Annotated in this window: 24 protein-coding genes; 5 read left to right on the top strand and 19 right to left on the bottom strand. The window is 47.8% G+C overall.

Annotated elements, in window-relative coordinates:
- Positions 1–33: 33 nt before the first annotated feature.
- Positions 34–1,818, bottom strand: coding sequence for an excinuclease ABC subunit UvrC (uvrC, locus tag ITJ88_RS03130; protein ID WP_195864637.1), 1,785 nt, complete (start codon positions 1,816–1,818; stop codon positions 34–36).
- Between the two features lie 82 nt (positions 1,819–1,900).
- Between uvrC and ITJ88_RS03125 the strand changes: the two genes are divergently transcribed.
- Both ITJ88_RS03125 and ITJ88_RS03120 read left to right on the top strand, forming a co-directional pair.
- Positions 1,901–3,223: a dihydrolipoyl dehydrogenase family protein gene (locus ITJ88_RS03125; protein WP_195864636.1), complete on the top strand. Its 1,323-nt coding sequence runs from the start codon at positions 1,901–1,903 to the stop codon at positions 3,221–3,223.
- A 14-nt stretch (positions 3,224–3,237) separates the two neighbouring features.
- Positions 3,238–3,615 (top strand): VOC family protein, encoded by a 378-nt coding sequence (locus tag ITJ88_RS03120; RefSeq protein WP_195864635.1) that lies wholly within the window; start codon positions 3,238–3,240, stop codon positions 3,613–3,615.
- 61 nt (positions 3,616–3,676) lie between these two features.
- On the opposite strand, the gene trxA is transcribed toward ITJ88_RS03120, so the two are convergent.
- From trxA to zapA, 11 genes are all read right to left on the bottom strand, one after another.
- Positions 3,677–3,988, bottom strand: a complete 312-nt coding sequence (trxA, locus tag ITJ88_RS03115; RefSeq protein ID WP_023468994.1) for a thioredoxin — start codon at positions 3,986–3,988, stop codon at positions 3,677–3,679.
- 161 nt (positions 3,989–4,149) lie between these two features.
- Entirely contained in the window at positions 4,150–5,115 is a 966-nt protein-coding gene (locus ITJ88_RS03110) for an electron transfer flavoprotein subunit alpha/FixB family protein (protein ID WP_195864634.1), read from the bottom strand.
- Between the two features lie 13 nt (positions 5,116–5,128).
- Complete coding sequence (locus tag ITJ88_RS03105; RefSeq protein WP_050677631.1) at positions 5,129–5,902, bottom strand: electron transfer flavoprotein subunit beta/FixA family protein; 774 nt, start codon at positions 5,900–5,902, stop codon at positions 5,129–5,131.
- Between the two features lie 74 nt (positions 5,903–5,976).
- Positions 5,977–6,555 carry a fatty acid metabolism transcriptional regulator FadR gene (gene fadR, locus ITJ88_RS03100; RefSeq protein WP_023468997.1) on the bottom strand — a complete coding sequence of 193 codons (579 nt, stop codon included), beginning with the start codon at positions 6,553–6,555 and terminating at the stop codon, positions 5,977–5,979.
- 71 nt (positions 6,556–6,626) lie between these two features.
- Complete coding sequence (locus ITJ88_RS03095; RefSeq protein WP_195864633.1) at positions 6,627–8,300, bottom strand: AMP-binding protein; 1,674 nt, start codon at positions 8,298–8,300, stop codon at positions 6,627–6,629.
- 197 nt (positions 8,301–8,497) lie between these two features.
- Positions 8,498–9,394 carry a YitT family protein gene (locus ITJ88_RS03090; RefSeq protein WP_050677634.1) on the bottom strand — a complete coding sequence of 299 codons (897 nt, stop codon included), beginning with the start codon at positions 9,392–9,394 and terminating at the stop codon, positions 8,498–8,500.
- Between the two features lie 185 nt (positions 9,395–9,579).
- On the bottom strand, positions 9,580–9,987 hold the full coding sequence (locus ITJ88_RS03085; protein ID WP_023469001.1) for a DUF350 domain-containing protein: 408 nt from the start codon (positions 9,985–9,987) through the stop codon (positions 9,580–9,582).
- 10 nt (positions 9,988–9,997) lie between these two features.
- The gene (locus ITJ88_RS03080; protein ID WP_195864632.1) at positions 9,998–12,364 is read right to left on the bottom strand and encodes an endonuclease MutS2; all 2,367 of its coding nucleotides are present in this window, start codon (positions 12,362–12,364) and stop codon (positions 9,998–10,000) included.
- Entirely contained in the window at positions 12,365–14,080 is a 1,716-nt protein-coding gene (gene polX / locus ITJ88_RS03075; protein WP_195864631.1) for a DNA polymerase/3'-5' exonuclease PolX, read from the bottom strand.
- 46 nt (positions 14,081–14,126) lie between these two features.
- Positions 14,127–14,675, bottom strand: coding sequence for a CvpA family protein (locus ITJ88_RS03070; protein ID WP_195864630.1), 549 nt, complete (start codon positions 14,673–14,675; stop codon positions 14,127–14,129).
- A 3-nt stretch (positions 14,676–14,678) separates the two neighbouring features.
- Complete coding sequence (gene zapA, locus ITJ88_RS03065; RefSeq protein ID WP_029342308.1) at positions 14,679–14,915, bottom strand: cell division protein ZapA; 237 nt, start codon at positions 14,913–14,915, stop codon at positions 14,679–14,681.
- Between the two features lie 120 nt (positions 14,916–15,035).
- Here zapA and rnhC point away from each other — a divergent pair, with 120 nt between their 5' ends.
- Positions 15,036–15,956 (top strand): ribonuclease HIII, encoded by a 921-nt coding sequence (rnhC, locus tag ITJ88_RS03060; protein ID WP_195864629.1) that lies wholly within the window; start codon positions 15,036–15,038, stop codon positions 15,954–15,956.
- A 22-nt stretch (positions 15,957–15,978) separates the two neighbouring features.
- On the opposite strand, the gene ITJ88_RS03055 is transcribed toward rnhC, so the two are convergent.
- The gene (locus ITJ88_RS03055) at positions 15,979–17,445 is read right to left on the bottom strand and encodes a UDP-N-acetylmuramoyl-L-alanyl-D-glutamate--2,6-diaminopimelate ligase (protein ID WP_195864628.1); all 1,467 of its coding nucleotides are present in this window, start codon (positions 17,443–17,445) and stop codon (positions 15,979–15,981) included.
- Positions 17,446–17,702: 257 nt separating this feature from the next.
- On the opposite strand from ITJ88_RS03055, the gene ITJ88_RS03050 reads away from it, so the two are divergent.
- Together ITJ88_RS03050 and ITJ88_RS03045 are read left to right on the top strand one after the other, a co-directional pair.
- On the top strand, positions 17,703–18,131 hold the full coding sequence (locus ITJ88_RS03050) for a MarR family winged helix-turn-helix transcriptional regulator (protein WP_023469008.1): 429 nt from the start codon (positions 17,703–17,705) through the stop codon (positions 18,129–18,131).
- On the top strand, positions 18,128–19,315 hold the full coding sequence (locus tag ITJ88_RS03045) for an MFS transporter (protein WP_195864627.1): 1,188 nt from the start codon (positions 18,128–18,130) through the stop codon (positions 19,313–19,315). Before ITJ88_RS03050 ends, ITJ88_RS03045 begins: the two co-directional genes overlap by 4 nt.
- Before the next feature lie 64 nt (positions 19,316–19,379).
- On the opposite strand, the gene pheT is transcribed toward ITJ88_RS03045, so the two are convergent.
- The 6 genes from pheT to rplT form a co-directional block, all read right to left on the bottom strand.
- Complete coding sequence (gene pheT, locus ITJ88_RS03040; protein WP_195864626.1) at positions 19,380–21,776, bottom strand: phenylalanine--tRNA ligase subunit beta; 2,397 nt, start codon at positions 21,774–21,776, stop codon at positions 19,380–19,382.
- 12 nt (positions 21,777–21,788) lie between these two features.
- The gene (pheS, locus tag ITJ88_RS03035) at positions 21,789–22,811 is read right to left on the bottom strand and encodes a phenylalanine--tRNA ligase subunit alpha (protein WP_195864625.1); all 1,023 of its coding nucleotides are present in this window, start codon (positions 22,809–22,811) and stop codon (positions 21,789–21,791) included.
- A gap of 308 nt (positions 22,812–23,119) precedes the next feature.
- The gene (locus ITJ88_RS03030; protein ID WP_370567788.1) at positions 23,120–23,905 is read right to left on the bottom strand and encodes a TrmH family RNA methyltransferase; all 786 of its coding nucleotides are present in this window, start codon (positions 23,903–23,905) and stop codon (positions 23,120–23,122) included.
- Entirely contained in the window at positions 23,880–24,962 is a 1,083-nt protein-coding gene (locus ITJ88_RS03025) for a M42 family metallopeptidase (RefSeq protein ID WP_029342316.1), read from the bottom strand. Before ITJ88_RS03025 ends, ITJ88_RS03030 begins: the two co-directional genes overlap by 26 nt.
- 12 nt (positions 24,963–24,974) lie before the next feature.
- Complete coding sequence (locus ITJ88_RS03020; protein ID WP_023469014.1) at positions 24,975–25,457, bottom strand: dUTP diphosphatase; 483 nt, start codon at positions 25,455–25,457, stop codon at positions 24,975–24,977.
- A gap of 118 nt (positions 25,458–25,575) precedes the next feature.
- On the bottom strand, positions 25,576–25,935 hold the full coding sequence (gene rplT, locus ITJ88_RS03015) for a 50S ribosomal protein L20 (protein ID WP_012371057.1): 360 nt from the start codon (positions 25,933–25,935) through the stop codon (positions 25,576–25,578).
- Between the last annotated feature and the right edge of the window lie 26 nt (positions 25,936–25,961).

Raw genomic sequence — 25,961 nt, 5'->3', positions numbered from 1 at the left:
AAATGCCGCCCTCTTCAAGAGGACGGCATTTTTTCATTCTTCATTCGCTTGGCTTAAATATTCAGCGACGGTTTCCGCTAACTTGACAGGTAATCCTGCTTCCGCCAACTGTTCGATCGTTGCGCGTCGCAGGCTGCGCATCGATCCGAAATGACGAATCAACTGCTGGCGTCGTTTCGGTCCGACTCCTGGAATCTCATCGAGCAAGGAACGGGTCATCCCTTTCGAGCGGAGCGAGCGGTGGAACGTGATCGCGAACCGGTGGACTTCATCTTGCATGCGTTGGAGCAAATAAAACGCACTCGAACGCGGACTTAGTTCGACGAGACGGGCATCTTCTCCAAACAACAATTGACTCGTCCGGTGTTTGTCATCTTTTTTTAATGAGCCGACCGGCAGGGATAAGCCGAGTTCATCTTGAATGACTTCTAAAGCAGCATTCAACTGTCCGACTCCTCCGTCAATCAGGACGAGGTCCGGAAGGCGCGCTCCTTCGAGTAACAACCGTCGATAACGCCGACGCACGATTTCCCGCATCGATTCATAGTCGTCCGGTCCTTGAACGGTCCGGATCTTGAACTTTCGGTATTCTTTTTTCAGTGGTTTACCGTCTTCAAAGACGACGAGCGCCGAAACGGCATCCGCCCCTTGAATGTTCGCGTTATCGATGATCTCGATTCGGGACAATGGATGAACGTCGATTGCATCAGCGAGTTCGTCGACTGCTTGAACGGTCCGTTTCTCATCTTTCGCTAACAACTCGAAACGTTCCGAGATCGCATTTTCAGCATTCTTCGTCGCTAAATCAAGTAATTTCCGTTTTGATCCTCGGACCGGAACGTGAATTTTAATCGAGAGCGCTTCTTTGAGCAACAGCTGATTGACGAGTGGCGGTACATAGACTTCACTTGGCTTGATGTTCTTTTCATAGAACTGGACGATGAAACTCTCGAGCTCTTCTGCTGGTGTACCATAGATCGGGAAAAGCGAGACATCACGTTCAATCATCTTTCCGCCGCGAAGGAAGAAGACTTGGACACACATCCAACCTTTATCGACATGGATTCCGAATACGTCGCGTGACGTCAAATCCGCTGTGATCATGTTTTGTTTGTTCATGATCGACTCGATCGCCCGTACTTGATCGCGCAATTCTCCGGCACGTTCAAATTCCATCGTTTCGGCCGCGTCCGCCATCTTCTGTTTCAAGTCTTCGACAAGCTCTTTCGTGTCGCCCGACAAGAAACGTCGGATTTCCGAAACGAGCGCTTTTTGTTCCGACTCGAGATTCGGGATTTCGCATGGACCGAGACACTGACCGATGTGGTAGTACAGACAAAGTTTTTTCGGCATCGGTTGGCATTTACGCAGCGGATATAAACGATCTAACAGACGTTTCGTCTCGTTCGCCGCATACGCATTCGGATAAGGACCAAAATAATGACCACCATCCTTTTTTAACTTACGCGTCGTGATCAAGCGAGGATAGGTCTCATTCGTAATTTTCAAGTACGGATACGACTTATCATCCTTCAACATGATATTGTACTTCGGATCATGTTTCTTAATTAGTGTCATCTCAAGCAACAACGCTTCTAGTTCACTGGCTGTGATGATGTATTCGAAGTCACGGACTTCCGCGACGAGACGTTCCGTTTTAATATCATGTGCTCCCGTGAAATAGGAGCGGACTCGGTTCTTGAGATTTTTTGCTTTTCCGACATAGATGATTTCGCCGAATTCATTTTTGTGCAGATAACATCCTGGCTCATCAGGCAAAAGGGATAGTTTTGCTTTGATATGTTCTTGATGTCCCAAATAAATGTCTCCTTTCACCGTTTTTAGTTTTATTCGTTCGGGTAAATACCATACATTGATTATGACATACGGAGGATGAAAAATGCGTACATATGATTGCATTGTGATCGGAACAGGTTCCGCTGGAAATCAAGCGGCTTATAAATTCGCTGAAAAAGGGCTACGTGTTGCTATCGTGGAGAACTTCACTCCAGGTGGCACATGCGCACAACGTGGGTGTGACGCAAAAAAAATCTTACTGACAGGTAGTGAGACGAAAGACGCTGTCGAGCGATTGCTCGGATACGGTGTAAAGGGTCTGGTTTCGATTGATTGGCGCCAATTGATGGAGCGAAAGAATGAATACACACGCGCCATCCCGGAGCAAACTCGAAAGCGGTACGCGGAAACGGACATCGACTATTTCCATGGAGAACCGCATTTCGTGTCTTCACATCGCCTTCGAATTGGTGAAGAAGAAATCGAAGGGAAACAGTTTTTAATTGCAACCGGTCTAAGACCTCGCGAATTATCTGTACCCGGTAGTGAGCGTTTCATAACAAGTAATGAGTTTCTTGAACTGAAAGAACTTCCACGCCGACTCGTCTGCATCGGTGGCGGTTATATCTCGTTCGAATTCGCCCATCTCGCTCGTATTGCTGGCGCAGACGTCACGATCGTCTTACGTTCTAGTCCTTTAAAACAATTCGAGAGCGAATTGGTCGATGTGCTGTTAGAAGCCACACGGGCACTTGGTATCTCGATCATCAAAGAAGCAGAGGTCGTCGCTTATGAAGAGGAATCCCTTCATCTATCGAACGGTGACGTCTTGAAGACGGATGTCGTCTTGAATGCGACTGGACGTATCGCAAGTATCGATCAGCTTGGTCTCGAAGCCATTGGCGTTGCGCATAATGAAAAAGGAATTCATGTCAATGCGTACCTTCAGTCTTCCGTCGAACATATCTATGCCGCAGGAGATGTTGCTGTCAGCGGGAATCCAGCGTTGACGCCGTTCGCTGGAACCGAAGGACGACTCGCTGCCGATAACATGCTCGAAGGGAACAATCGGAAACTAGAACTGCTCCCTGTACCTAGCGTCGTATTCACCGCGCCGAACCTCGCTCTCGTCGGTGAGACGGAAGCTGCTTTGAAAAAAGCAGGTACTCCTTATCGTGGTCGCTTGATTGATACGTCCGCTTGGCAAACGAACGCACGGATCAAGGACAGTTTTGCTCGGGCGAAAGTGCTCGTCGGGGAAGATGATCAAGTCCTCGGCGCACACTTCATCGGTGTCAATGCAGCGGAACTAGCAAACTATTTCTCGTTTGCGATGCAACACCGGATTCCAAGTACTTCGATGCAGCAGACTGGATTCGCTTACCCGACACCTGCTTCAGACATCGCTTCGTTATTCGAGGATTGACAGGAGGCTTTTGGATGATTAAATACGGCTATACGATTTTATACGTTGAAGACACTGCACGGACGCTGGCATTCTATCGAGACGTTCTTGGACTACCCGTCAAGGCGGAGCACGGGAGCTACATCGAGTTCGAGACCGGTCAGACGACACTCGCCTTCAATACGCGTGAAGACGTGCAACAGTTGATTCCGGATTACCCGATACCAAGCGGAAAAACACAACAGACGTTAGAGATTGGTTTCATCACGGATGACGTCCCAACTCTTTTTCAGAAGGTGGTGGAGGCAGGATATGAGACCGTCCTCGCTCCTACTCAAAAACCATGGGGGCAAGTCGTCGCCTATGTCCTCGACCCCGATGGTCACCTGATTGAACTTTGTACGCCAATGTAATCTAAAAAAAACAGACCGTTCTGCCTCTGCAGAACGGTCTGTTTTGATATGCAGGAAAGAATTAGTTAGATGTTTCAACGAATTCTTTAAGTGCGTCTTTTGGCATGAAGCCCATTGTTTTGTTGACAGGTTGTCCATCTTTGAAGAGAACGAGTGTCGGGATACTTTGAACTTGGAATGCTCCAGCTACTTCTGGGTTTGCATCTACGTCGACTTTGACGATTTTTACATCTTGCATGTCAGCATCGAGTTCTTCAAGAACAGGTGCGAGCATACGACATGGTCCACACCATGTTGCCCAAAAATCAACAAGGACGAGTCCTTCTTGTGTTTCTTCTTTAAATGATTGGCTAGTTGCGTGTACGATTGCCATTGATCATAACCTCCTAATGAGTAGATCGACCCGGTAAAAAAATGGGTGATCTCTTTATTGATTCGAGTATATCATAGCAGTCTCTTCCAACAAACGAAACTGCTCACGCGAAAAATCCGCAAAAACAACCGGCACCATGATAATGGTACCGGTCTTCAAACTTATCCGTGAACGAGCATTTTTTTGAATTCAGCTGTCAATAATGGCACGACGTCGAACAAATCTCCGACAATCCCGTAGTCAGCGACCGAGAAGATATTCGCTTCCGGGTCTTTATTGATCGCAACGATCACTTTCGCATTTGACATCCCTGCTAAGTGTTGAATCGCTCCTGAGATCCCACACGCGATATAAAGATCCGGTGTAACGACTTTACCTGTCTGACCGATTTGAAGCGCATAATCGCAGTAGTCTGCATCACAAGCACCACGTGAAGCACCGACTGCTCCTCCGAGGACATCTGCTAGTTCTTGTAACGGTGCGAAGCCATCCGAGCTTTTGACGCCTCGTCCACCTGCGACGATGACTTTCGCCTCTGATAAATCAACGCCGCCTGTTGCTTTGCGTACGATGTCTGCGACGATCGTCCGTAAATCCTTCAGTTCGACCGTGACCGACTCGACCGTTCCTTGTGAACTACCTGCTTCGAGTGGGTCGATGTTGTTCGGACGGACCGTAAAGAGTGTCTTGCCTTCTGCGACTTTGACTTTTTCAAACGCTTTCCCCGAGTAGATCGGGCGAATGAATGACGCATCCACGCCTTCTCCTTCAATCGCTGTCACGTCACTGATCAAACCGGCTTGCAATTTCGCCGCGATTTTTGGTGATAGATCTTTACCGAGCGACGTATGTCCGAAGACGAGCACATCAGGTGACGTCCGATTCATCAACTCGAGGAAGACTTGTCCGTAACCGTCTGGCGTGTAGTGTAGAAGACGCTCATCCTCAACGACGAGTACCTGGTCCGCTCCGCGTGATGCTAGAGCGTCCGCATCCTTTGTGACATCGTGTCCAATCAGGACTGCGATGACTTCGTCAGCGACACGTCGCGCTGCTGCGATTGCCTCAAACGACACATTCCGTAAACTGCCATCCCGTGATTCTGCGAGTACTAATGCTTTTGTCATTCGTTTCTCCCCCTTAGACCACTTTTGCTTCGTTGCGTAATAATGATGCGAGCTGTGCGACTTGCTCGTTCAGTTCACCTTCAAGGATCTTACCGGCTGCTTTGTTCGGTGGTAAGAAACGCTCAATCGTCTCTAGACGTGGTGCGAGTTCGTCTTCATCCAGTTCGAGATCATCGAGTTCGAGTTCTTCTAGCGGCTTTTTCTTCGCTTTCATGATCCCCGGAAGACTTGGGTAACGTGGTTCGTTCAACCCTTGTTGCGCAGTGACGAGTAACGGAAGTGTTGTTTCGATCGTCTCCGTATCCCCTTCAGCGTCGCGTGTCACGACAGCTTTCGTACCGTCGAGCTCTAGTTTCGTGATCGTCGTCACGTAAGGGATATCGAGTAATTCTGCGACGCGCGGTGCCACTTGACCACTTCCGCCATCGACTGCGACGTTTCCGGCGATGACGAGATCAACCGTCTGTTCCTTCAAATAACCAGCGAGCACTTCAGAAATCGTGAAATGGTCTGCCTCTTCGATATCATCTTCAATCGAGATGCGAACTGCTTGATCCGCTCCCATTGCGAGTGCTGTTCGTAATTCCTTGTCCGCATCTTCCGGTCCGACCGTCACGACCGTCACCGTTCCCCCTTGTGCATCACGGACACGAATCGCTTCTTCCACCGCATACTCATCGTACGGGTTAATGATGAACTCAGCGCCATCCTCATCGATTTGACCATTCTCGAGTTGGATTGCTTCTTCCGTATCAAACGTGCGTTTCAACAGTACATAGATTTCCATCTCATGCTCCCCCTTGTCGTCTATTCACCATCATTCTTTGTATCCGCTTACATGATTGTTGTCATGAAAAGGGCTTAACTCAGCCCTTTGATCAACATCCGATGAATCCCGTCACGTGTCTCAAGCAACTCATATTTGAATCCACTTGCCATCCAGCTCGTCACGACCTCATCGATCGTTCCGAAAATCATCTGACGTGCTAATCGATAATCGAGTTCGTTTGAAAACTCACCTGTCGTCATCCCGTGCTTGACGACTCGGTCAATCAGATGCAAGTACGGTTTCAAGACGGCAGCGATGTTTTGACGCATGTCTTGGTTCGATTGACGCAATTCGATCTGCGTGACGACCGCTAAATCATAGTCGACGGATAATTGCTCGAGGTGTGCCTCGATCAATGCTGCCAATTGTTCCGTTGCTGACGTATGGCTCGCGATTTGTCCTTCGGAATATTCGATAAAGCTTCCCATTTTCGCTTGGAAGAGCGAAATCAAGAGATGTTCTTTATTCTTGAAGTATAGATAAATCGTTCCATCCGCAACTCCGGCTTCCTTTGCAATGGCAGTCACTTTCGCTCCATGGTAGCCGTTCTTAGCGATGACTTTTACGGCGGCATCAATGATGCGGTCACTCTTTGACATTGTTCGTTTCATTCCACTATCTCCTAACGCATAAAATGAATGATGGTTCATTCATATTTATTCTATCATGCCATTTTATCCTGTCAACTGCTTTCTTCGAGTTGTTTGGCACGTTCTTCTTCAACGAGAACACGGCGGAGAATCTTACCCACGAACGTCTTCGGTAGCTCTTGCCGGAATTCATACTGCTTCGGCACTTTGAACGATGCTAACTGTTTACGACAGAATTGATCGAGTTCTTCTTCCGTGATCGTCATCTCATCCTTGACGACGATGAACGCCTTGACGGTCTCTCCGCGGTAGACATCCGGAACACCGATGACGACCGCTTCTTTGACGGCTGGGTGTTCATATAGGATTTCTTCGACTTCACGTGGATAAATGTTGAATCCAGAAGCAATGATTAAATCTTTTTTCCGATCGACGATTCGGAAATAATGATCCTCACCGATATATCCAAGGTCTCCTGTATGCAACCAACCGTTTCGCAGAACCGCTTGCGTATCTTCTGGTCGTTTCCAGTATCCTTTCATGACTTGCGGACCTGTGACGATGATCTCACCAATCTCACCTGGAGCAGCTGGTGTCTCTCCGTCTGCTTGGACGATTTTCGCTTGCGTATCGGGTACCGGAATACCGACCGTCCCAGGAATCCGACGATCCCAGATACAATTCGTATGCGTCACCGGACTCGTTTCAGATAGACCGTATCCTTCAACGATCCGTCCGCCTGTCAGTGCTTCGAATTTTTCCTGCACTTCGACTGGTAGTGGAGCTGAACCAGAAATACAGGCTTCAATCGAAGAGAGATCATACTTCTTCAGCTTCGGATGATTCAATAGACCGACATACATCGTCGGAGCACCTGGGAACAGATTCGGTTTTTCCTTATGAATCGTCTTGAGTACCTGTTCGATATCGAATTTTGGAACGATGATTTGTTCATAGGCATTAAATATGCCGAAATTGAGGTTACACGTCATGCCATAGACATGGAAATAAGGAACGACTGCTAACAGCTTCCGTCCATCTCCTCGATTATATTTATAGAACCAGTTGTCAATCTGTTCGACGTTTGCACTCAAATTGAAGTGTGTCAACATGACACCTTTGGGTGCGCCTGTCGTTCCACCCGTATATTGAAGAACCGCGACGTCCTCCTTCGGTTGAATCGCGACTGGTGTAATCGGCTCATACCCCCGCAAAGATAAAAACGGAATCGAACCTGTCGTATCGATGATGATGTTGTTATCTTTCCGTGCTTTAATCGGATACAGTTTATTTTTAGGGAAGGGAAGATAATCCGCGATACTTGTCGTCACGACCGTCTTAAGTGTCGTCGACGCCTTGACACGTGACGCTTTCGGATAAAGTAGATCGAGCGTTACGAGTAGATGTGCTCCTGAATCAACGAGAATCTGTTCCAGTTCACGATCCGTATAGAGTGGGTTCACTTGGACGACGATGCCACCTGCATAGAGAACCGCATAATAACTGATCATATACTGGGGACAGTTCGGTAACATCAGTCCGACGCGATCCCCTTTTTTTAGTCCGTGCTCTTGTAATAGGCTCCCAAGTGCGCGGGCCTCGTCACGTACTTCACGAAACGTCATACGTTTTCCTAAGAAACTCAAGGCACGTTGTTCTGGAAAATCGGTCGCCGCCTCATCGAGTGCCTCATAAAGAGGTAATTCTCGATAATCAATCGATGCGGGCACTTGCTCGGGATAATCAGATAACCAAACGGATTCCATACGTTTCCCTCCCAGATAATGAATTACTATTCATTTTTATTATACGTTGAATCGAATTCGACATGCCAGTAAAATCCAAAAAAAGAAATCAAATCTGCTTGTTTTTTTCTATTCTTTCATCCGAGATCATCATACAAAAAAGCAGCACCTCCCTTTCTCGTTTCCGAAAAAGAAGCAGCACTGCTTTTTAATAGACATCACCGGGATGGATACGTGAATCCTTCTCCAATGACTTCGCGCACTTTATGAATGACGACGAAGGCGCGGGGATCCGCTGCTTCGACGATTTGTTTCAACGGTGCCAGTTGTCGTTTATCGACGATCATATACAACATATCATTCTTTTGTTTCGTGAAATGACCGTGACTGTGGATGACCGTCGCGCTACGACCAAGCGTCTCTGTCAGGATCGTCGCAATTTCCTCTTGGCGATGACTGATGATCGTGACCGCTTCGCGGACATTCAATCCTTCACTGACGAGATCAATCAAATACGAGCCGATGATGATCGCAATCAGCGTGTATAACATCGTCTCTTCTCCGAACAGAAATCCTGATGCACCGACGACCGCGACGTCGATGATGAACATCGAGACCGCGATACTGAGATTCAAGTACTTATTCATCAGTCGAGCGATGATGACTCCCCCGCCCGTCGTTCCTCCAGCACGAATGACAAGTCCGATTCCGACGCCAATCAGAATTCCCGCATAGACCGTACCGATTAAACGGCTGTCTGATGATGTCGCTAGACTAGCAGTCGAAGAGAGGACAAATGATGTGACGGCGACCGAAATGACGGAGTAAAGCATCGTCTTCCGACTGAGGAATCGATAACCGACGACGAACAGCAAGGCGTTCGCAATCAGGGAAACAAGTCCCGTATCCCAGCCATAGAGATAGTAGAAGATGACCGTAATCCCGATCAATCCACCTTCAGATAAATCGTTCGGAATCGTAAAGTAGTTGATTCCAAAGGCGAGAATCGCCGACCCGATGATGACCCAGAAGATATCCTTCCAAGAAATCAATTGCATCGCCTCAAAAGCACGGCGTCTCGTTTCTGTCGTTGTTGATGTTTTTCGTACGTTCATATGCGTTCCTCCTTTTTTGATTAGGCGTGGCTTCCAATAAAAATTCCGTACTGAAACGATGTCAGTACGGAATGATCACACGGTAAGACCGGTTCTTTTAATTAAATACAATCCAGAGGATACCGACGACCAAAAAGGCGATCGAAACCCCGAACATGATTTTCGCTAAACGTTCTAACACGGATTCACCCCACTAACGCTGATCCGATGACGTAGGACATGCCGATCGATAAGGCACATGAAATAATACCGACAGCAATGTTGCCGTTCTCGATTTCACGGTCTACCGGCAAATTCGGTGTCAGGAATTCAAAGATCCAGTATGTCGATATCAACAGTAAGAAGCCAAAAGCACTTTCAAGAAATATCGACCCGACTCGTTCTTCCCCTTGAACAGCGAAATGAACGATATTGGCGAGTCCGATGATTTTTCCACCTGTTGCTAACGCAACGGCGATGTTGCCACTCTTGATATGTTCCCAGTTTTTATACCGGGTTGTCAACTCAAAAAGTGCAAGTCCTAAAATGATCAGTAATCCCGCGACCGAATAGAGCGCTGTCGTATAGACATAGACGTTCTCAAAAATGTTCATCCTGCTTTCCTCATTTCAGTTCGATGATCGTCACACCGTGTCCGCCTTCACCTTGACCACCTAAACGGTGACCTTTGACGTGACGATGACCTTTCAAGAATTCTTGGACACCTTGACGCATCGCTCCCGTACCCAAACCATGAATGACACGAATATGGTCGTAGTTCGATAACAAAGCTTGGTCCATGAAGCGTTCGAGCTTCGATAATCCTTCTTCAACACGGACGCCACGTAAATCCAGTTCAGCTGAAGGCGCCGATTGTTTCGTCACACTCGTACCACCAGAACGCCCTTTTGTTTGAGGACGTTTTGGAGTACTGCCGATCTTCGCAAGATCTTCCGGTTTGACATTCACTTTCATGATGCCGACTTGAACGGTGTACTCGCCGTTCGCCTGTTGGTTGATGATATAGCCTTTTTGATTGAAGGTCGTGACTTTAACTTCTTCCCCTTTATCAAACCGTGGCGTTTGATCGTATTTTGCTTTTACTTTAGCGATCCGTTTCTCTTGCAGACTCGGCTTCGCATCTTCAAGTTTTTTACGTGCCTCGATCAATTCATGCTCTTTGACGGCACCAGCGTCTCGTAATTCCTTCAGACGTTTAATGACGCCTTCCGCTTCTTTTTGGGCACGTTCGACTGCACGCGCTGCTTTTTCTTCCGCTTTTGCTAGAATCTCATTTTTCTCTTCTTGAATTTCTGCTTGTTCTTGCTCAAATTGCTCACGCTCTGCAACGAGTCGTTTCTTCTCTTCTAGCAACTGAGCCTCTAACGTTTCAGCACGCTGTTTCGCCTCTTCCAGTCGTTCGATCATCGTTTCGACAGACTGTGCGTCGCTACCAATTTGACCACGTGCTGCATCGATAATCCGGTCTTCGAGTCCAAGACGTTTTGAAATCTCGAACGCGTTCGAGCGTCCCGGCACGCCGATGAGTAAGCGATACGTCGGACTGAGGGATTCAACATCGAATTCCATCGACGCGTTAACGACTCCTTCTCGATTATAGCCGTACGCTTTTAACTCCGAATAGTGCGTCGTCGCTGCAACACGTGCTCCGCGGCGTTTCACTTCATCAAGAATCGCGATCGCTAGGGCAGCCCCTTCTGTCGGATCCGTTCCCGCACCTAATTCATCAAACAGCACTAAACTCATGAAATCGATTTTCTCCATCATCGAGACGATGTTCGTCATATGCGAGCTGAACGTCGACAAGTTTTGTTCAATCGACTGTTCATCCCCGATATCGGCATAAATCGCATCGAAGACACTGAGCTCCGTCTCATCTGCTGCCGGTACGTATAGTCCTGATTGCACCATCAATTGCAGAAGACCGATCGTCTTTAAGGTAACCGTCTTACCACCGGTGTTCGGTCCGGTGATGACGAGTGATGTAAAATCGCCACCCAGTGAGACAGTGATTGGTACGACCTCTTCTTTTGGAATGAAGGGATGTCGTGCTTCCTTCAGAATGATATGGCGATTTTCATTCAAGCGTGGTTCGACTGCTCCGATTTGATGACCATACAACGCTTTCGCCATGATGAAATCAAGTTCTGCTAATACATCAAGATTGATGCGCAGCGAGTCACCGACACTCCCGACAAGTGCTGATAATTGGGCGAGGATTCGTTCGATTTCCGCCCGTTCTTTCAAACGCGCTTCTTGAATCTCGTTGTTCGCAGAAACGACGGCTTGTGGTTCGATGAACAACGTCGCACCGGACGCCGACTGATCGTGGACGATCCCACCGAACGCTTGACGATATTCTTGTTTGACCGGGACACAGTAGCGATCATTTCGCATCGTCACGATGGCGTCAGACAGCATTTTCGCTTTACTGCGTAAGACACTATCGATTTTCGAACGAACTTGTCCTTCGAGCGAACGCAACTGACTACGTAACGCTCGTAATTTATCACTTGCTGAATCTTGGACAGTTCCTTGGTCGTCAATGGCATGACGAATCCCCTGTTCGATCTCGACGAGCTTCGTAATCTGTTCGATGCGGCTATCGAGTCGTGGTAATCGTAAATCCGGATGATCTTCATGCAATCGTTCTTGGAACGCCTTCACTTGACGTCCTGAATAAACGACGTCTGCAACGGCTAAGAGTTCACTCGTCGAGAGGACCGAACCAATCTCTGCCCGTTTCACTTCACTGCGGACATCTGTCAATCCACCGAACGGATAACGGTCACGCAACCGGTAAACCGTCGTTGCTTCCGTCGTGACAGCCAATAATTCCTTGACCTGCTCGAACTCTTCCGCTGGGCGCATCGCTCGAACGAACTGTGCTCCAAGTGAGCTTGCCGTGAACGATAACATGTTTTCTTTTAACTTCTCATATTCTAAGACGCGTAATGCGTTGGCATTCATTTAATCCACTCCTAAACGTTTTCGACCGAAGAAGGCAAGTGCTGCTTCAGCGCTCCACGTATTGATGACATCAGACGCCTCCAAATAGGCTTTACGTGCATGGAGGACTCCAAGTTTCATATCTTCTAACATTTCTGGTCGGTGTGTATCCGTATTGATTAAAATTTTCACACCAGCAGCCTTCGCTTTTGCTAGGGAACTTGCCGTCAAATCAAATCGTGCCGGGTTTGCATTCATCTCAAGCGCTGTTCCTGTCTCGGCTGCTAGTTCGATCAAGCGATCGACGTTAACCGCATACCCTTCACGTCTACCAATGATTCGTCCTGTCGGATGGGCAATCAGAGAAACGTAAGGATTACGACACGCATTCTCTAGCCGTTGCATGATCTCTTCTTCCGTCTGATCGAATTTCGAGTGAATCGAGGCAATGACGTAATCCATCTCTTTTAAGAAATCATCTTCATAATCGAGCGACCCATCAGGCAAGATATCCATCTCGACGCCACATAAAATCGTCATCTCGGGATGTTTCTTGCGTGCTGCTTCGATTTCGACACGTTGCGCACGTAGACGTTCTTCCGTCAATCCATTGACGAACTTCATATATTTACTATGGTCGGTGATCGCCATCCATGTATACCCTCGTGCAGCACACGCATCGACCAGTTCTTCAACAGATAATGTGCCATCTGACCATGTCGTATGCATGTGCACATCTGCTTGAATATCCTGTTCCGTCAAAAGGCGTGACAAATCCTGTTCGAACTCTTGACGCCCTGCTCGTAATTCAGGTGCGATGAACGGTAAGTCGTACCGCGCAAACAATTCTTCTTCCGTCTTCGGCTGCACTAATCCTTGCTCGGTCTCAACGCCATATTCAGAAATGCTCTCTCCCCGTTCTTTGGCGAGCTGACGCATCCGGACATTGTGATCCTTCGAACCCGTGAAGTGATGTAATGTGGATGCGTACGCCGCGTCATCGACGATTCGGAAATCAACCGCGATATAATGGATGTCTCGTTTTAAGACGAGTGATACTTTCGTGCTGCCGGCAGCGATGACTTCATCGATGAGCGACAGTTCCAAGAGTTGCTCCTTGATCCGTTCCGGTTCGTTTGTCGAGAGGATGAAATCAAGATCCTTGCACGTCTCTTCTGCTCGGCGGAAACTTCCACCGACTTCGAAGCGAATGATTTCATCGAACGACGCAAGGGTCTGATTTAATTCCGCAACGACCTTCCGCATGACACCATAGGGTAATCGTTCCGGTCGTGTTTCAAACGTTTCGAGCGCTTTGACATACTTTTCGACCGTCTTCTTACCGAATCCAGGCATCGCTTCGACTGTACCATCCGCTAATTTCTCTGCAAAGGAATCCGCATCAATAACGCCGACTTCATGTAATTTAGCAAGTTTCTTCCCACCAAGACCCGGGATCTTCAGTAAAGCAATCAGTCCTTCCGGTACTTCTTGTTCGAGTTCCGTCAGTGTCGTACTCGTTCCCGTTTCCCGGTACTCCTCAAGAACAGCGGCCGTTCCTTTACCAATCCCCTTCATCGCCGTAAAATCGTCGATTGCCATGAAGTCAGCATCCGATGCCTCGAGGATACTTGCTGCTTTTCGGAAAGCATTGATCTTAAACGGATTTTCCCCTTTCACCTCTAGATAGACTGAGATTCGTTCCAAGTGACGCATTGCATCTTGAATCGTACGCATCTGCAATTCTCCCCTCAAAAAAAGCTCCCATTTAGCGGGAGCATGTTTATTTTATCAATCCAACTTGATCCATCAGCCAATTCGCAAGGAGCGGTGTATGTTGGATGATGAAGCTTGCCAAACTCGAGTCTGCGATGGCATCCTGTATCGACTGAATCGGAACGAATGCCGCTAAGAACAAGAGTAAGAAAATGAAGATGTACATCTCGATGAAGCCAAAGACGCCACCTAATAATCCTTTGACTTGTTTTAAAACCGGAATGTTCGTCAACGAATCAAACATCGATAACAAGATTGCTAAGATGATTTTTGTACCGAAGAACAGGACGACGAACCAAAAGGCTTTGTAGAACACCTCATCGAGTCGTGCTGAACTTGGAATTGCGAACATCGTCAAGTCGATTCCCGCATCATCCAGTGTCGACGGATATGGAACCCACAAACGGAATTTCGTCGCCAGTTCCTCATAGAACGACAAGGCGACGATGAAGGAAATGATCAGGCTGAGCAAATGCCCGGCCTGCAATACGACTCCCCGTCGGACACCCGTCATGACGCCTAAGGCGAGAAGTAATAAGATAACGAAAGAAATCATAGTTTATAGTTCACCCAAATTCTTTTTTATTTTTACGTAATCACTACCAATATTAAGCGCCGCTAGGACGGCGATTTGACGAACGTCGAGTTGTGGTGCTTGTTCTCGGATTTCTCGAATTTTCGTATCGACGAGGAGACCCACTTCGCGTACGTGTTCTGGCGACTCCGTTCCGACAATCGTATAATCATTGCCTGCGATATGAATCGTCGTCCGGTTCAACCCTTCTGAATCAGCCATTTTTCTGTCCTCCTCATACTTTGCTTCTTTCATATAGTACCATCATTTTCGTTTTAGGAAAAGAAGTCCCCCATCGGTCTTAAGGATGGTATGCTTAATCCCGGAAAGGGAGGTTATCTCGTGGGAACTACCGTTTTACGCTTATCTAAAGAAAAGCAAGACCTCGTCATACAAGAGTTTAAACAAGGACAGACGAAGAGTCCACCGTATGCCCGTTTCGCCGCCAAAGTACCTGGATGTGTCATCACGATTTACAATTCTGGAAAAGTGATGTTTCAAGGAACCGAAGCTGAAACCATCGCTTCACGCTTCGGCACGGCTACACCGACTAAATCGAAGGAACCACTTGTTTCAACGTTACCAAATGGTTTTGCAGAATGGTCCGTTGCCGGCAGTGACGAAGTCGGAAAAGGCGATTTCTTCGGTCCACTCGTCGTCGTCGCTTCCTTCGTTGATCGAAAGCAGATTGCACTTCTTCAGGAGCTGGGTGTACGTGACTCCAAGCACTTGAATGACACGGAGATTCGAAAGATCGCCCGTGATCTCCATGCTGTCATTCCGTACACATATCGTATCCTACACAATCCAGAATACAATCAAATGCAACGCACGATGACACAAGGAAAGATGACTGCCCTGATGCATAATGATGTCCTGCAGCGGCTACTTGACCAACTGGAGACGCAACCAGAAGCGATCTTGATTGATCAGTTCGCTGAAAAGAACGTTTACTACAAACACTTGTCTGGTGTCGTCAATCCCGTTCGAGAAAATGTCTACTTCTCGACCAAGGCGGAACAACTTCATGTCGCCGTCGCTGCCTCCTCGATCATTGCTCGCGCCATCTTTTTGAAGGAAATGGACAAGTTGAGTGAAACAACAGGTGTCGTCATTCCGAAAGGTGCTGGTGCCAAGGTCGATCAAGTCGCCGCTTCACTGATTTTACGTTATGGAGCTGACAAACTTCGTGACTGGACGAAAGCCCATTTTGCAAATACGAAAAAGGCACAACAACTGGCTGCGAAACGAAACCGACCATGACCTTAACGGAATGGTCGGTTTTTTAAATGACGGACTTCCCTTCAGACAACCGTTCTAGTTCCGCAAGCAGTATGTGTTTTTCATTAAAAGGAATCGTTTTTGTACCGATTCGTTCTACCTCATCATGACCTTTCCCGACGATGACGATGCGTTTTCCTTCGTGCGCCAGATGCGCTGCTTGTACGAGCGCTTCGTGACGGGATGTATGACACCCTACCAACTGTTCACGTGGAATATCGACGATTAGCTCTTCGATGATTCGATCCGGATTCTCTGTCCTCGCATCATGGACCGTTGCGATGATGTGTTCACAATATTTGCTTGCAATCCGCCCCATCTCCGCTCGTTTTGTTCGATCACGCTCTCCAGCTGCACTTAAGACGACCGATAGCGAGTCTCCGGAAGAAGTGAGTGCCTGTAAACATTTTTCCAGACCATCCGGTGTATGGGCATAATCGATATAAATCTCACAAGGTGCCCAGTCCAGTCGTTCGAGTCGTCCTTTCGGCAATTCCAGTTCTGGAATATGACGAATCAAATTATAGAGATTGGCATCGCCTGCCCGCAATAATCCCATCGCCGCCGCTAAATTCGCTGCATTGAATTCACCTAGTAAAGCTGTCGGCACACGTGTCGTCGTCTCGTCGATCCGCACATTGACGGTGTCTGTTAACCATTCGACCGCGATTTGTGACGTCCGATGTGGTTGCGTCGTATACCAGATGACAGGTTGTAAAGGCGCAGCTTCCCGCATGACGCGACTCCAACCATCTTCTCGATTCAAGACGATAGTCCGACCATTTGACGCAGCGACTTGTTGAAACAACAACGCTTTCGTCTTGGCGTAATCCTCCATTGAATGGTGGTAATCCAGATGATCATGCGTCAGGTTCGTAAATGCCGCCGAGTGGAAAGACACTCCTTCGACTCGACCTTCAGCTAATGCGTGAGAGGACACTTCAATGATGCAATCCGTCACGCCTTTTTCAACCATTTCATACAACAGTCGATGTAAGATGATGGCTTCAGGCGTCGTATTCGGCGTCTCAATGAGTTCCTCATCAATTCGTGCACCGACCGTGCTGATCATGCCGGCTTTTATACCTGTTGCTCGAAAGAGATCATACGCCAATTTCGTCGTCGTCGTTTTTCCGTTCGTTCCGGTTACACCGTAGACGCGCATTTTTTGACTCGGTTGATCGTAAAAGCGATTCGCGACTTGACCTGCAAGTCGTTTCGTATCCGGCACAGTAATGACGGGAATCGGGCAATCCAGAAACGATCGTTCAGCTAAAATCGCCACAGCCCCGTTTTCGATTGCCTGATTGATATAATCGTGACCATCAACCGTGTAGCCGTTGATACAGATGAATAATCCGCCAGGTGTGATTTGTCGCGAATCGGTTGCGATATTCGAAATGAGTGGATTGATTGCTTCCTTTATAGTGAATGGTAATAGTTCAGTCAGGAGCTTCGCTAGTCGATTCATGATGTACTCTTCCCTTCTTGTCTCTTCTCTATGTCAAGATGAATTAGTCAACCGATCACATCAGCAGTTGTATCCACTGTTTCAAGTAAATCAAATACTCTTTTACGGAACATACCCGCTTTAAGACTTGCTTAATCTTTTATCATGCTAGAAAATTATTCTCTTCAATGCACGAAACGAGTGTTTCTTCCCTTGCACCTCTTAATCAGCTTTGATACACTCTTAAAGTTAACTAGTTAACTAAAAGGAGAAATAGGATGCTCTACACACAAGAAGATGTACTCGGACAACTATCAAAAGTCTCACGTCTCGTTAAACGAGAAATTGATGCTACCTTGCTTCCCTACTCGTTACATACGGGTCAATGGGCACTAATAAAAGCAGTCGCATTACTACAACCTGTTTCACAAGTCCAACTGGCCGATTATTTAATCATTGAAAAACCAGCTGTGACGAAAACCGTCTCACGTCTTGAGACGCTTGGTTTCATCACTCGGATAAAAGAAGGACGAACACACTTTGTCTCGTTGACACCTTTAGCCATTGAACGGTTCGACCAAATCGATGCTGCGGTCCAAGAGACCCACCAACGCTTACTCGCCTCCTTCTCCCTTACCGATCAGCAACAGCTTGGTGAATGGATGACGCACCTACTTACTCTACATCGACAGGAGGAATCTTCATGACCGCTCGGTTATTCTCGCGTCATTATGTCATGACGCTGATCATTAACCTATTGCTCTTCATCACGTTTTATCTACTCAATGCCTCACTTCCTTTACTCGCTGCTAAACAGTTTCCAGTCTCCGCTTCAGCACTCGGGTGGATCGTGACGAGTTTCATCCTGGCAACCGTCTGTTCTCGTCCATTGATTGGTCACTGGTTAGATCGTTACGACTTAAAGCGCGTCTTGATGATCTCTGCAAGTCTCTTTACAGTCATGAGTATCTGCTACATGCTCGTCCTACCTTTGGAATCATTTTTCTATCTAATCATTATCCGTATCATCCACGGATTTAGTTTCGGGATGTTATCTTCTTCGATCAGCCTCGCCGTCACGACATTGATTCCAAAAACACGTCAAGGCGAAGGTATGGGGTATTTCGTCCTTTCGATGAACTTGGCATCCGTCCTTGGTCCTGTCATCGGTCTTGCCTTTATTCAAGAAAAAGCATTCGTTCTGTACTTCGTGACGGTCGCCGTCCTAGCAATCATTGCTTTCTTGTTAATGACGCGTCTACCGCTGACGAGCCAACATATTCCAAGCACGTCCGCGTTTCGTCTAAGCCAATCCCTCTTCTTATCGCGTCCGCTTTTGTTGGTGGCGACTCTGTTGGCAGGCGTCGCGATTTCTAGTACGTCAGCGTTCATCTCACTGTATACGGACTCGATCGGACATATCGCATATGCTTCTTATTTTTATGCGTTAGTCGCTCTCGGAATGGTCGCGATTCGACCGATTGCTGGGAAACTGTTCGACCAGCGAGGGGCTGCATTCGTGTTGTTGCCCTCGTACGCCCTTTATATGATTGGCTTTGTCATTCTCGGCATGTATCCTTCGTTTGCCGGTTTATTGACTGCTGCCGTCATCATTGGTATCGGTTCTGCGTCCATCTTCCCGGGTCTTCAAACGGTCCTCTTGAATTTCGCACCTCCTGCACAGAAAGGGAAAGCCATCTCGACCTTTTTCCTTGCTTACGACACAGGTTTCGGAATCGGTGCCTTGATTCTCGCTACGGTCGCAAGCGGTATCGGCTATTCCAATATGTTCTTGTCCTGTAGTCTGATCGTTCTCGTAAGTGGTCTACTGTATTTCACCTTTACGAAACGACAAGCTGCGTCATCTGAAACAGAAGAACTTGCTTCTTGAATCAGTCGTCAAACGAAAACAGCCGCCTTCCTCTGAAAGGAAAGCGGCTGTTTGTTTATCCTGATTATGCGCGAAGTTCCGCATTGAATGTTTCTTTCACTGCATCTACGACTCGCTGTTGCGCTGTCGTGATTTCTTCATCGACTAACGTCCGTTCCTTGTTTTGATAACGGAGGGAGAACGCGAATGATTTTTCATTCTCTCCGACGTTCTCACCCGTGTAGACATCGAACAATTCGATCGTCTGTAGAAGTGGACCGGCTGCTTCCGTCATGACATCGACGATGGATTGTGCCGTCACTGATCGCTCGACGACGATTGCTAAGTCGCGTGTCATTGATGGGAAACGTGAGATTTCCGAGTAGACATGCTCTTCTTTCGAACGTAGTGCCATCGCCTCTAATTCGAAGACGTACACTTCTTTTAGACCATACTGTTCTTTTGACAGACCAGGATGCACTTGACCGACGAACCCAATTGCTTCTCCGTCAAGCAAAATGCGCGCCGTCCGTCCTGGGTGCATCGATGGAATGTTCGCTGCCTCGAACGCCAACGTGACACCGACTGCAGAAGCGAGTGTCTCGACAATTCCTTTCATGACGAAGAAATCCGTTTTGACAAGTGTTCCATGGGCTCGATGTTGTTCTGATACACCAACTGCGACGCCACCGATCATTTCTTGTTCAATCGGGAGCGTTTCAAGTGACGCATCCCGTTGCAGATAAACACTGCCGAGTTCATAAAACGCGACATCGGCATGCTGTCGTGCGACGTTATGCTGCGCGACTTCAAGGAGTCCCGGAATGAGTGACGTCCGCAGTGTCGAACGTGCTTCACTGATTGGCATCGCCAGTTTGACCGGATGCAAATCTTCCCGTTCATTGAATTGCATCGCGCGTTGTTCGCTCGTCAATGAATACGTAATCGCTTGCGAAAGACCCGCTCCCTGCAATGTCCGGCGTAAATGACGACGGTGGATGTTCCGTTTTGGTAAGAAACCACGGCTCGCTTCAGACGGTAAGCTTGAAGTCAGGGCATCATATCCATAAAGACGTGCCACTTCTTCCGCTAAATCTGCTGGAATTTTCAAGTCTTGACGACGAGTCGGTACGCTGACCGTCAAGGCATCACCCGATAACTCAACACCGAGACCAAGCCGTTCGAGTAACGTTTGCATGACCGTTCCTTCGATTTCCATACCAAGACGGTGATTGATGTACGAGACACTCGCTTCAATCAAGTGATCATCAAGCTCGAGCGTTCCTGCTTGAGCGATGCCAGCCTGAACCGTTCCACCCGAGAGTTCAGCAATCAAAGTTGCAGCCCGATCGAGGGCTAACAAGACACGACGTGGATCAACACCCTTTTCGAAACGGGCACTCGAGTCCGAACGGAGTCCAAGAACACGGCTCGTCTTCCGGACGGAAATCGGTGCGAAATAAGCTGATTCTAAAATGATCGATGTCGTTTTTCCGTCAACTTCAGTATTCGCTCCACCCATGACACCAGCAAGCGCGACCGGACGTTCCCCGTCTGTGATGACGAGCATCGAAGAATCGAGCGTCCGTTCGACTTCATCGAGTGTCGTGAACGATTCCCCTGCGCGCGCTTGACGCACGACAATCCGTTTTCCGAGTTTTTCAGCATCGAACGAATGCAGCGGTTGACCTGTCTCGAGTAAGACGAAGTTCGTAACGTCGACGACGTTGTTGATCGGACGAATGCCGTTCGCGATCAAGCGGTTTTTTAACCAAGTCGGTGATTCTTGAATCGTCACGCCTTGAATTTCTCGTGCCGCATAGAACGGGCAGTCCTCTGAATCAAGCGTCACGTCGACTGTCGTCGCAGTTTCTGCTTCTTTGACTTCAACGACCGGGAAAGTCGGTGTCGTATCATAAAGCGCCGCCACTTCGTGTGCGACACCATACATGCTAAGACAGTCTGACCGGTTCGGCGTTAACCCAAGTTCGAGGATTTCATCGCGTAGACCGAGTAATTCTAGAACATCTTGTCCCGGTGTGACTGGTTCACGGAATGTATGGATCCCGTCCTGCTCATCTTCTCGGATGTATTTCTTTTCGAATCCGAGTTCTTCGAGTGAACAGATCATCCCTTCCGAGACGACACCGCGCAATTTGGCACGTTTGATTTTAATACCTGGCAGGCGAGCTCCGACGCGCGCGACGATGACATCTTGTCCGGCTTCGACGTTCGGTGCACCACATACGATTTGGACCGGTTCGTCTTGTCCGATATCGACCGTCGTGACGTTCAATTTATCTGCTTCTGGATGTTTTTCTTTCGTTAACACACGTCCGACGACGATGTTGTTTAACGCTTCATCCCGGACATCGACGCCTTCGACTTCGATTCCGCTCTTTGTAATCAAATCAGCCAAGTCTTGTCCTGATGTATGACTGACATCCACATATTCGTTCAACCATTGTTTTGAGACTAACATCTGCGTTCCCCCTTAAAACTGTTCGCTGAAGCGAACGTCATTCGTATAGAAGTGACGAATATCATCGACACCGTATTTCAACATGGCAATCCGTTCGATCCCCATCCCGAATGCGAAGCCTGACATTTTCGTGCTATCATACTCAGCCATTTCGAGAACGTGAGGATGAACCATTCCCGCACCCAGAATTTCAATCCAGCCTGTCTGTTTACAGATGTTGCATCCTTTACCACCACATTTGAAGCACGAGACGTCGACTTCGACAGACGGCTCTGTGAACGGGAAGAAACTTGGGCGTAAGCGGACTTCACGTGCTTCACCGAACATCTGCTTCGCGAAGGCTTCAAGCGTTCCTTTTAAGTCTGCCATCGAAATCGATTCTCCGACGACGAGTCCTTCGACTTGCATGAATTGGTGCGAGTGCGTCGCATCATCTTCGTCTCGACGATAGACTTTACCTGGGCAGAGAATGCGGATCGGTTCACCTTTAGAAGCGAGCATCGTCCGTGCTTGGACCGGTGACGTATGCGTTCGCATCAAAATTTCTTCCGTGATGTAGAACGAGTCTTGCATATCACGTGCCGGGTGATCCTTCGGTAAATTCAACATCTCGAAGTTGAACAGATCTTGCTCGACTTCTGGACCTTCCGCAATCGTATAACCGAGTCCGACGAAGATGTCTTCGATCTCATCCGTCACCTGTTGCAAGAGGTGCGCATGACCGACCTTTTTCGGACGTCCTGGTAACGTGACGTCAATTGCTTCCGCTGCCAGTTTCGCATCCATTTCTTGTTGTTTGACAGCTGCCAGACGTTGTTCCAATTGCTCTTGGATCGCTTGACGGACCGTATTTGCGATTTCACCGACGACTGGTCGTTCTTCCGCTGATAACTTTCCCATTCCTCGTAATACTTCTGTGATCGGTCCCTTTTTCCCGAGATACTTGACTCGGACGTCATTGAGATCTTTTTGAGTTGTTGCCTGATCGACTAATGTCAACGCTTCATCGCGTAATGCTTCTAATTGCTCGCGCATCTTTCCCACTCCTTTAGTTGAAGATATAAAAAAACGCCCCTCCGGCAAATGCCGAAGGGACGATGTAAACACCGTGGTACCACCCTTGTTTGACTTTTCAATCGAAAAGTCCTCCAATTGCGCGATAACGGGCGCATCCCGTCACGATCTCTCGTGCGACTCCGGAGTGAATTCGGTTAGCAGATTCACGAAGCAGTTTTCAGTCTACGACCGCTTCTCCCTGATTGAATCGTTCCCTAACGTACTCTGTTCCATCAACGTCCATGATGTATTCCTGATGTTCACTTTAGCATGAACGCTTGCCGGTTTCAATCCACGCTTGCAAAATGATAGAGCAAAATGCCCGCCGCTACTGCCGCATTCAATGACTCCGCTTTACCACGAATCGGGATGTAGGCACGCTCATCACAGTAAGAGAGCAATTCTGGCGCAACGCCTTGCGCTTCGTTCCCGATGATTAAACCGAGTGCATCCATCGGTGCGATCGCTTGATAAGACGTCGCTCCTTCTAACGCTGTGCCGATTACCGCAATTCCTTGTTCGTGCAGGGCATTGACTGCCTCTTCGAGTGGCATGGAGATGACTGGTAAGTGGAACAGCGATCCTTGCGTCGCACGGATGACTTTTCCGTTATAGACGTCAACTGTTCCCGGTCCGACGACGACCCCATCGAATCCAGCTGCGTCAGCTGTCCGAATCATCGTCCCGACGTTCCCTGGATCTTGCAGACGATCGAGCAACAAATAGCGTCCTCGCTCTAATTGTGCCGAAGCTTGTTTCATCTCACAGACAGCGAAGATGCCTTGCGACGTTTCCGTTTCAGCCAGTACTTTGATGACGGCTTCATCGATCGTAAAGACATCGGCATTTCGTTTCCAAGAACCGGGTACTTGGTACGATTCACGCACGATCAATTCTTTGACGATTCCGGCGCGAACAGCTTCTTCAATCAGATGTTCTCCTTCAATCAAGAAACGGTTCGTCTGCAGACGTCCTTTTTTCGTTAAGAGTTTTTTCCATTGTTTAACGATTTCGTTCTTTGCTGATGCGATGTGCTTCATTATATTATTACCCCTCGTAGATCGCTTGGACAGTCTCCGCATCCAGACGTTTTGTCACAGCAACGACTAAATCGACGGCTGCTTCGAAATCGGCTTTATGCATGATTGAGACGTTCGTATGCAGGTAACGGATCGGTACAGTCAAGGCAAGTGATGGAACCCCTGTATTCGATAAGTGGAACTTCGCTGCATCCGTTCCGCCACCTGGTGTTAAGTCCAGTTGATACTTGATATTTTCTTCTGTTGCGACTTTCGTCACGAAATCGATCAATCCACGATGCGCGATCATCGTTGCATCGAACATGATGACTTGAACGCCTTCACCTAATTTCGACAATGCTTCACGATCGGTCATTCCTGGCGTGTCACCCGGGATACCTGTATCGACAGCAAAGGCAATCGATGGTTTGAGCAGGTGTGCGACAGTTTGAGCCCCACGTAACCCGACTTCTTCCTGAACAGTCGCACCCGCGAAAATCGTGTTCGGATGTCCGTCTGCTTTTAAGCGCTTGATTGCTTCAATTGCGATGGCACAACCAATCCGATTGTCCCACGCTTTTGCCATCAAGAAGTTCTCATTTTTCATCACAGTAAATTCGCAATGCGGAACGACCGTATCACCTGGACGAATTCCCCAACCGTCGACTTCTTCTTTTGATGAAGCACCGATATCGATGAACATGTCTTTAATGTCGACCGGCTTATTGCGCGCTTCCGGTGGTAAAACATGAGGTGGTTTTGCACCGATTACACCTGGAATGACTTCACCAGATGACGTCACAATATTCATACGCTGTGCCAAGAGGACCTGACCCCACCAACCGCCGAGTGGTTGGAAACGAAGGAATCCTTTTTCATCAATCTTCGTGACCATGAATCCGACTTCATCCATGTGACCCGCAATCAATACACGTGGTGCATCTTCGCCTGCGCCTTTATGTTCAGCAAAGAGACTACCGAGACCATCCTGGTGGAATGCTTCTGCATGAGGTTCTAGATATTCACGCATGAGACTCCGGACTTCTTTTTCGTTCCCCGGTACACCTGTTGCGTCCGTGAGACGTTTTAGCATATGTAATTGTTCGTTCATCTGATTTCCTCCTTAGTAACCGTTGTCTTGTCGCACATGGTTTGCTTCATTTTTAGAAATGTAAGCCTTGAAAATCATATCCTGTGTAAAGCCTAGTGTAGCACCTAATGCAAGGTATGCACCAATCAGAACATCATAACTTTGTTCCGTCCGCGAAATCGCAAAGACGTTCGTTTTGTTATAGACGTCTAAAAAAGCATCTGTTGCTGTCAAATAGAAGTCACCTTCTGTAAAATGACTTTTCTTGTAATCAAGTGCTAGACCTAGTGAGAGTAGAAAATGGACGCCATCGACATATTCCTCAAGAATTGTGACTTGAGCGGATGGTCCCTTCTTCGACCAGAACTTAAAGCAACGTGTCTCGTTCGCAAGTTCACCGAGTTCGACCAATAAGGCGAGCAGACGCTCGTCGAATTGATTGCCTGTCAATTGATGTTCTGACTGAATCCGTTTATCCAACTGTTCTTGCATCTCAAAAAGTGTCAACCAATCCATCTTTAATTCTCCTTCTATCTAAAAAAATCATATGACCGTCTCATCGACGTGCCTTCTTATTTTATCATTAAATCGAAAAAAACGTCGGAGAATTAAATTCCCCGACGAATTGTAGAACTTAAGCGTTCAATTTTGCTTTTGCTGTGTCAGCAAGTGAAGCAAATGCAGTTGCATCTGTAACTGCGAGGTCAGCGAGCATCTTACGGTTAACGTCGATACCTGCTAATTTAAGACCATGCATCATGCGGCTGTAAGAAAGACCGTTGATACGTGCTGCCGCATTGATCCGAGTGATCCAGAGGCGACGGAAGTCACGTTTCTTTTGACGACGGTCACGGTAAGCGTACATGAGAGATTTCATGACTTGCTGTTTCGCAACCTTGAAGAGTGTATGTTTCGAGCCGTAGTAGCCCTTAGCTAATTTGAGTTGTTTTTTACGACGTTGACGAGTCGTATATCCGCCTTTTACGCGTGGCATATAAATTCCCTCCTAAATCTGTATAC

This window comes from Exiguobacterium abrahamii (assembly GCF_015645365.1).
Classification (GTDB): Bacteria; Bacillota; Bacilli; order Exiguobacteriales; family Exiguobacteriaceae; genus Exiguobacterium_A; species Exiguobacterium_A abrahamii.
The sequence above is the reverse complement of the archived record's forward strand: the minus strand, read 5'-3'. Positions and strand labels throughout refer to the sequence as shown.

Coding starts and splice junctions, on each gene's coding strand:
- ITJ88_RS03125 (WP_195864636.1), top strand. CDS start 1,901: ATGCGTACATATGATTGCATTGTGATCGGAACAGGTTCCGCTGGAAAT.
- ITJ88_RS03120 (WP_195864635.1), top strand. CDS start 3,238: ATGATTAAATACGGCTATACGATTTTATACGTTGAAGACACTGCACGG.
- trxA (WP_023468994.1), bottom strand. CDS start 3,988: ATGGCAATCGTACACGCAACTAGCCAATCATTTAAAGAAGAAACACAA.
- ITJ88_RS03110 (WP_195864634.1), bottom strand. CDS start 5,115: ATGACAAAAGCATTAGTACTCGCAGAATCACGGGATGGCAGTTTACGG.
- ITJ88_RS03105 (WP_050677631.1), bottom strand. CDS start 5,902: ATGGAAATCTATGTACTGTTGAAACGCACGTTTGATACGGAAGAAGCA.
- fadR (WP_023468997.1), bottom strand. CDS start 6,555: ATGAAACGAACAATGTCAAAGAGTGACCGCATCATTGATGCCGCCGTA.
- ITJ88_RS03095 (WP_195864633.1), bottom strand. CDS start 8,300: ATGGAATCCGTTTGGTTATCTGATTATCCCGAGCAAGTGCCCGCATCG.
- ITJ88_RS03090 (WP_050677634.1), bottom strand. CDS start 9,394: ATGAACGTACGAAAAACATCAACAACGACAGAAACGAGACGCCGTGCT.
- ITJ88_RS03085 (WP_023469001.1), bottom strand. CDS start 9,987: ATGAACATTTTTGAGAACGTCTATGTCTATACGACAGCGCTCTATTCG.
- ITJ88_RS03080 (WP_195864632.1), bottom strand. CDS start 12,364: ATGAATGCCAACGCATTACGCGTCTTAGAATATGAGAAGTTAAAAGAA.
- polX (WP_195864631.1), bottom strand. CDS start 14,080: ATGCGTACGATTCAAGATGCAATGCGTCACTTGGAACGAATCTCAGTC.
- ITJ88_RS03070 (WP_195864630.1), bottom strand. CDS start 14,675: ATGATTTCTTTCGTTATCTTATTACTTCTCGCCTTAGGCGTCATGACG.
- zapA (WP_029342308.1), bottom strand. CDS start 14,915: ATGGCTGATTCAGAAGGGTTGAACCGGACGACGATTCATATCGCAGGC.
- ITJ88_RS03055 (WP_195864628.1), bottom strand. CDS start 17,445: ATGAATCGACTAGCGAAGCTCCTGACTGAACTATTACCATTCACTATA.
- ITJ88_RS03050 (WP_023469008.1), top strand. CDS start 17,703: ATGCTCTACACACAAGAAGATGTACTCGGACAACTATCAAAAGTCTCA.
- ITJ88_RS03045 (WP_195864627.1), top strand. CDS start 18,128: ATGACCGCTCGGTTATTCTCGCGTCATTATGTCATGACGCTGATCATT.
- pheT (WP_195864626.1), bottom strand. CDS start 21,776: ATGTTAGTCTCAAAACAATGGTTGAACGAATATGTGGATGTCAGTCAT.
- pheS (WP_195864625.1), bottom strand. CDS start 22,811: ATGCGCGAGCAATTAGAAGCATTACGCGATGAAGCGTTGACATTAGTC.
- ITJ88_RS03025 (WP_029342316.1), bottom strand. CDS start 24,962: ATGAACGAACAATTACATATGCTAAAACGTCTCACGGACGCAACAGGT.
- ITJ88_RS03020 (WP_023469014.1), bottom strand. CDS start 25,457: ATGGATTGGTTGACACTTTTTGAGATGCAAGAACAGTTGGATAAACGG.
- rplT (WP_012371057.1), bottom strand. CDS start 25,935: ATGCCACGCGTAAAAGGCGGATATACGACTCGTCAACGTCGTAAAAAA.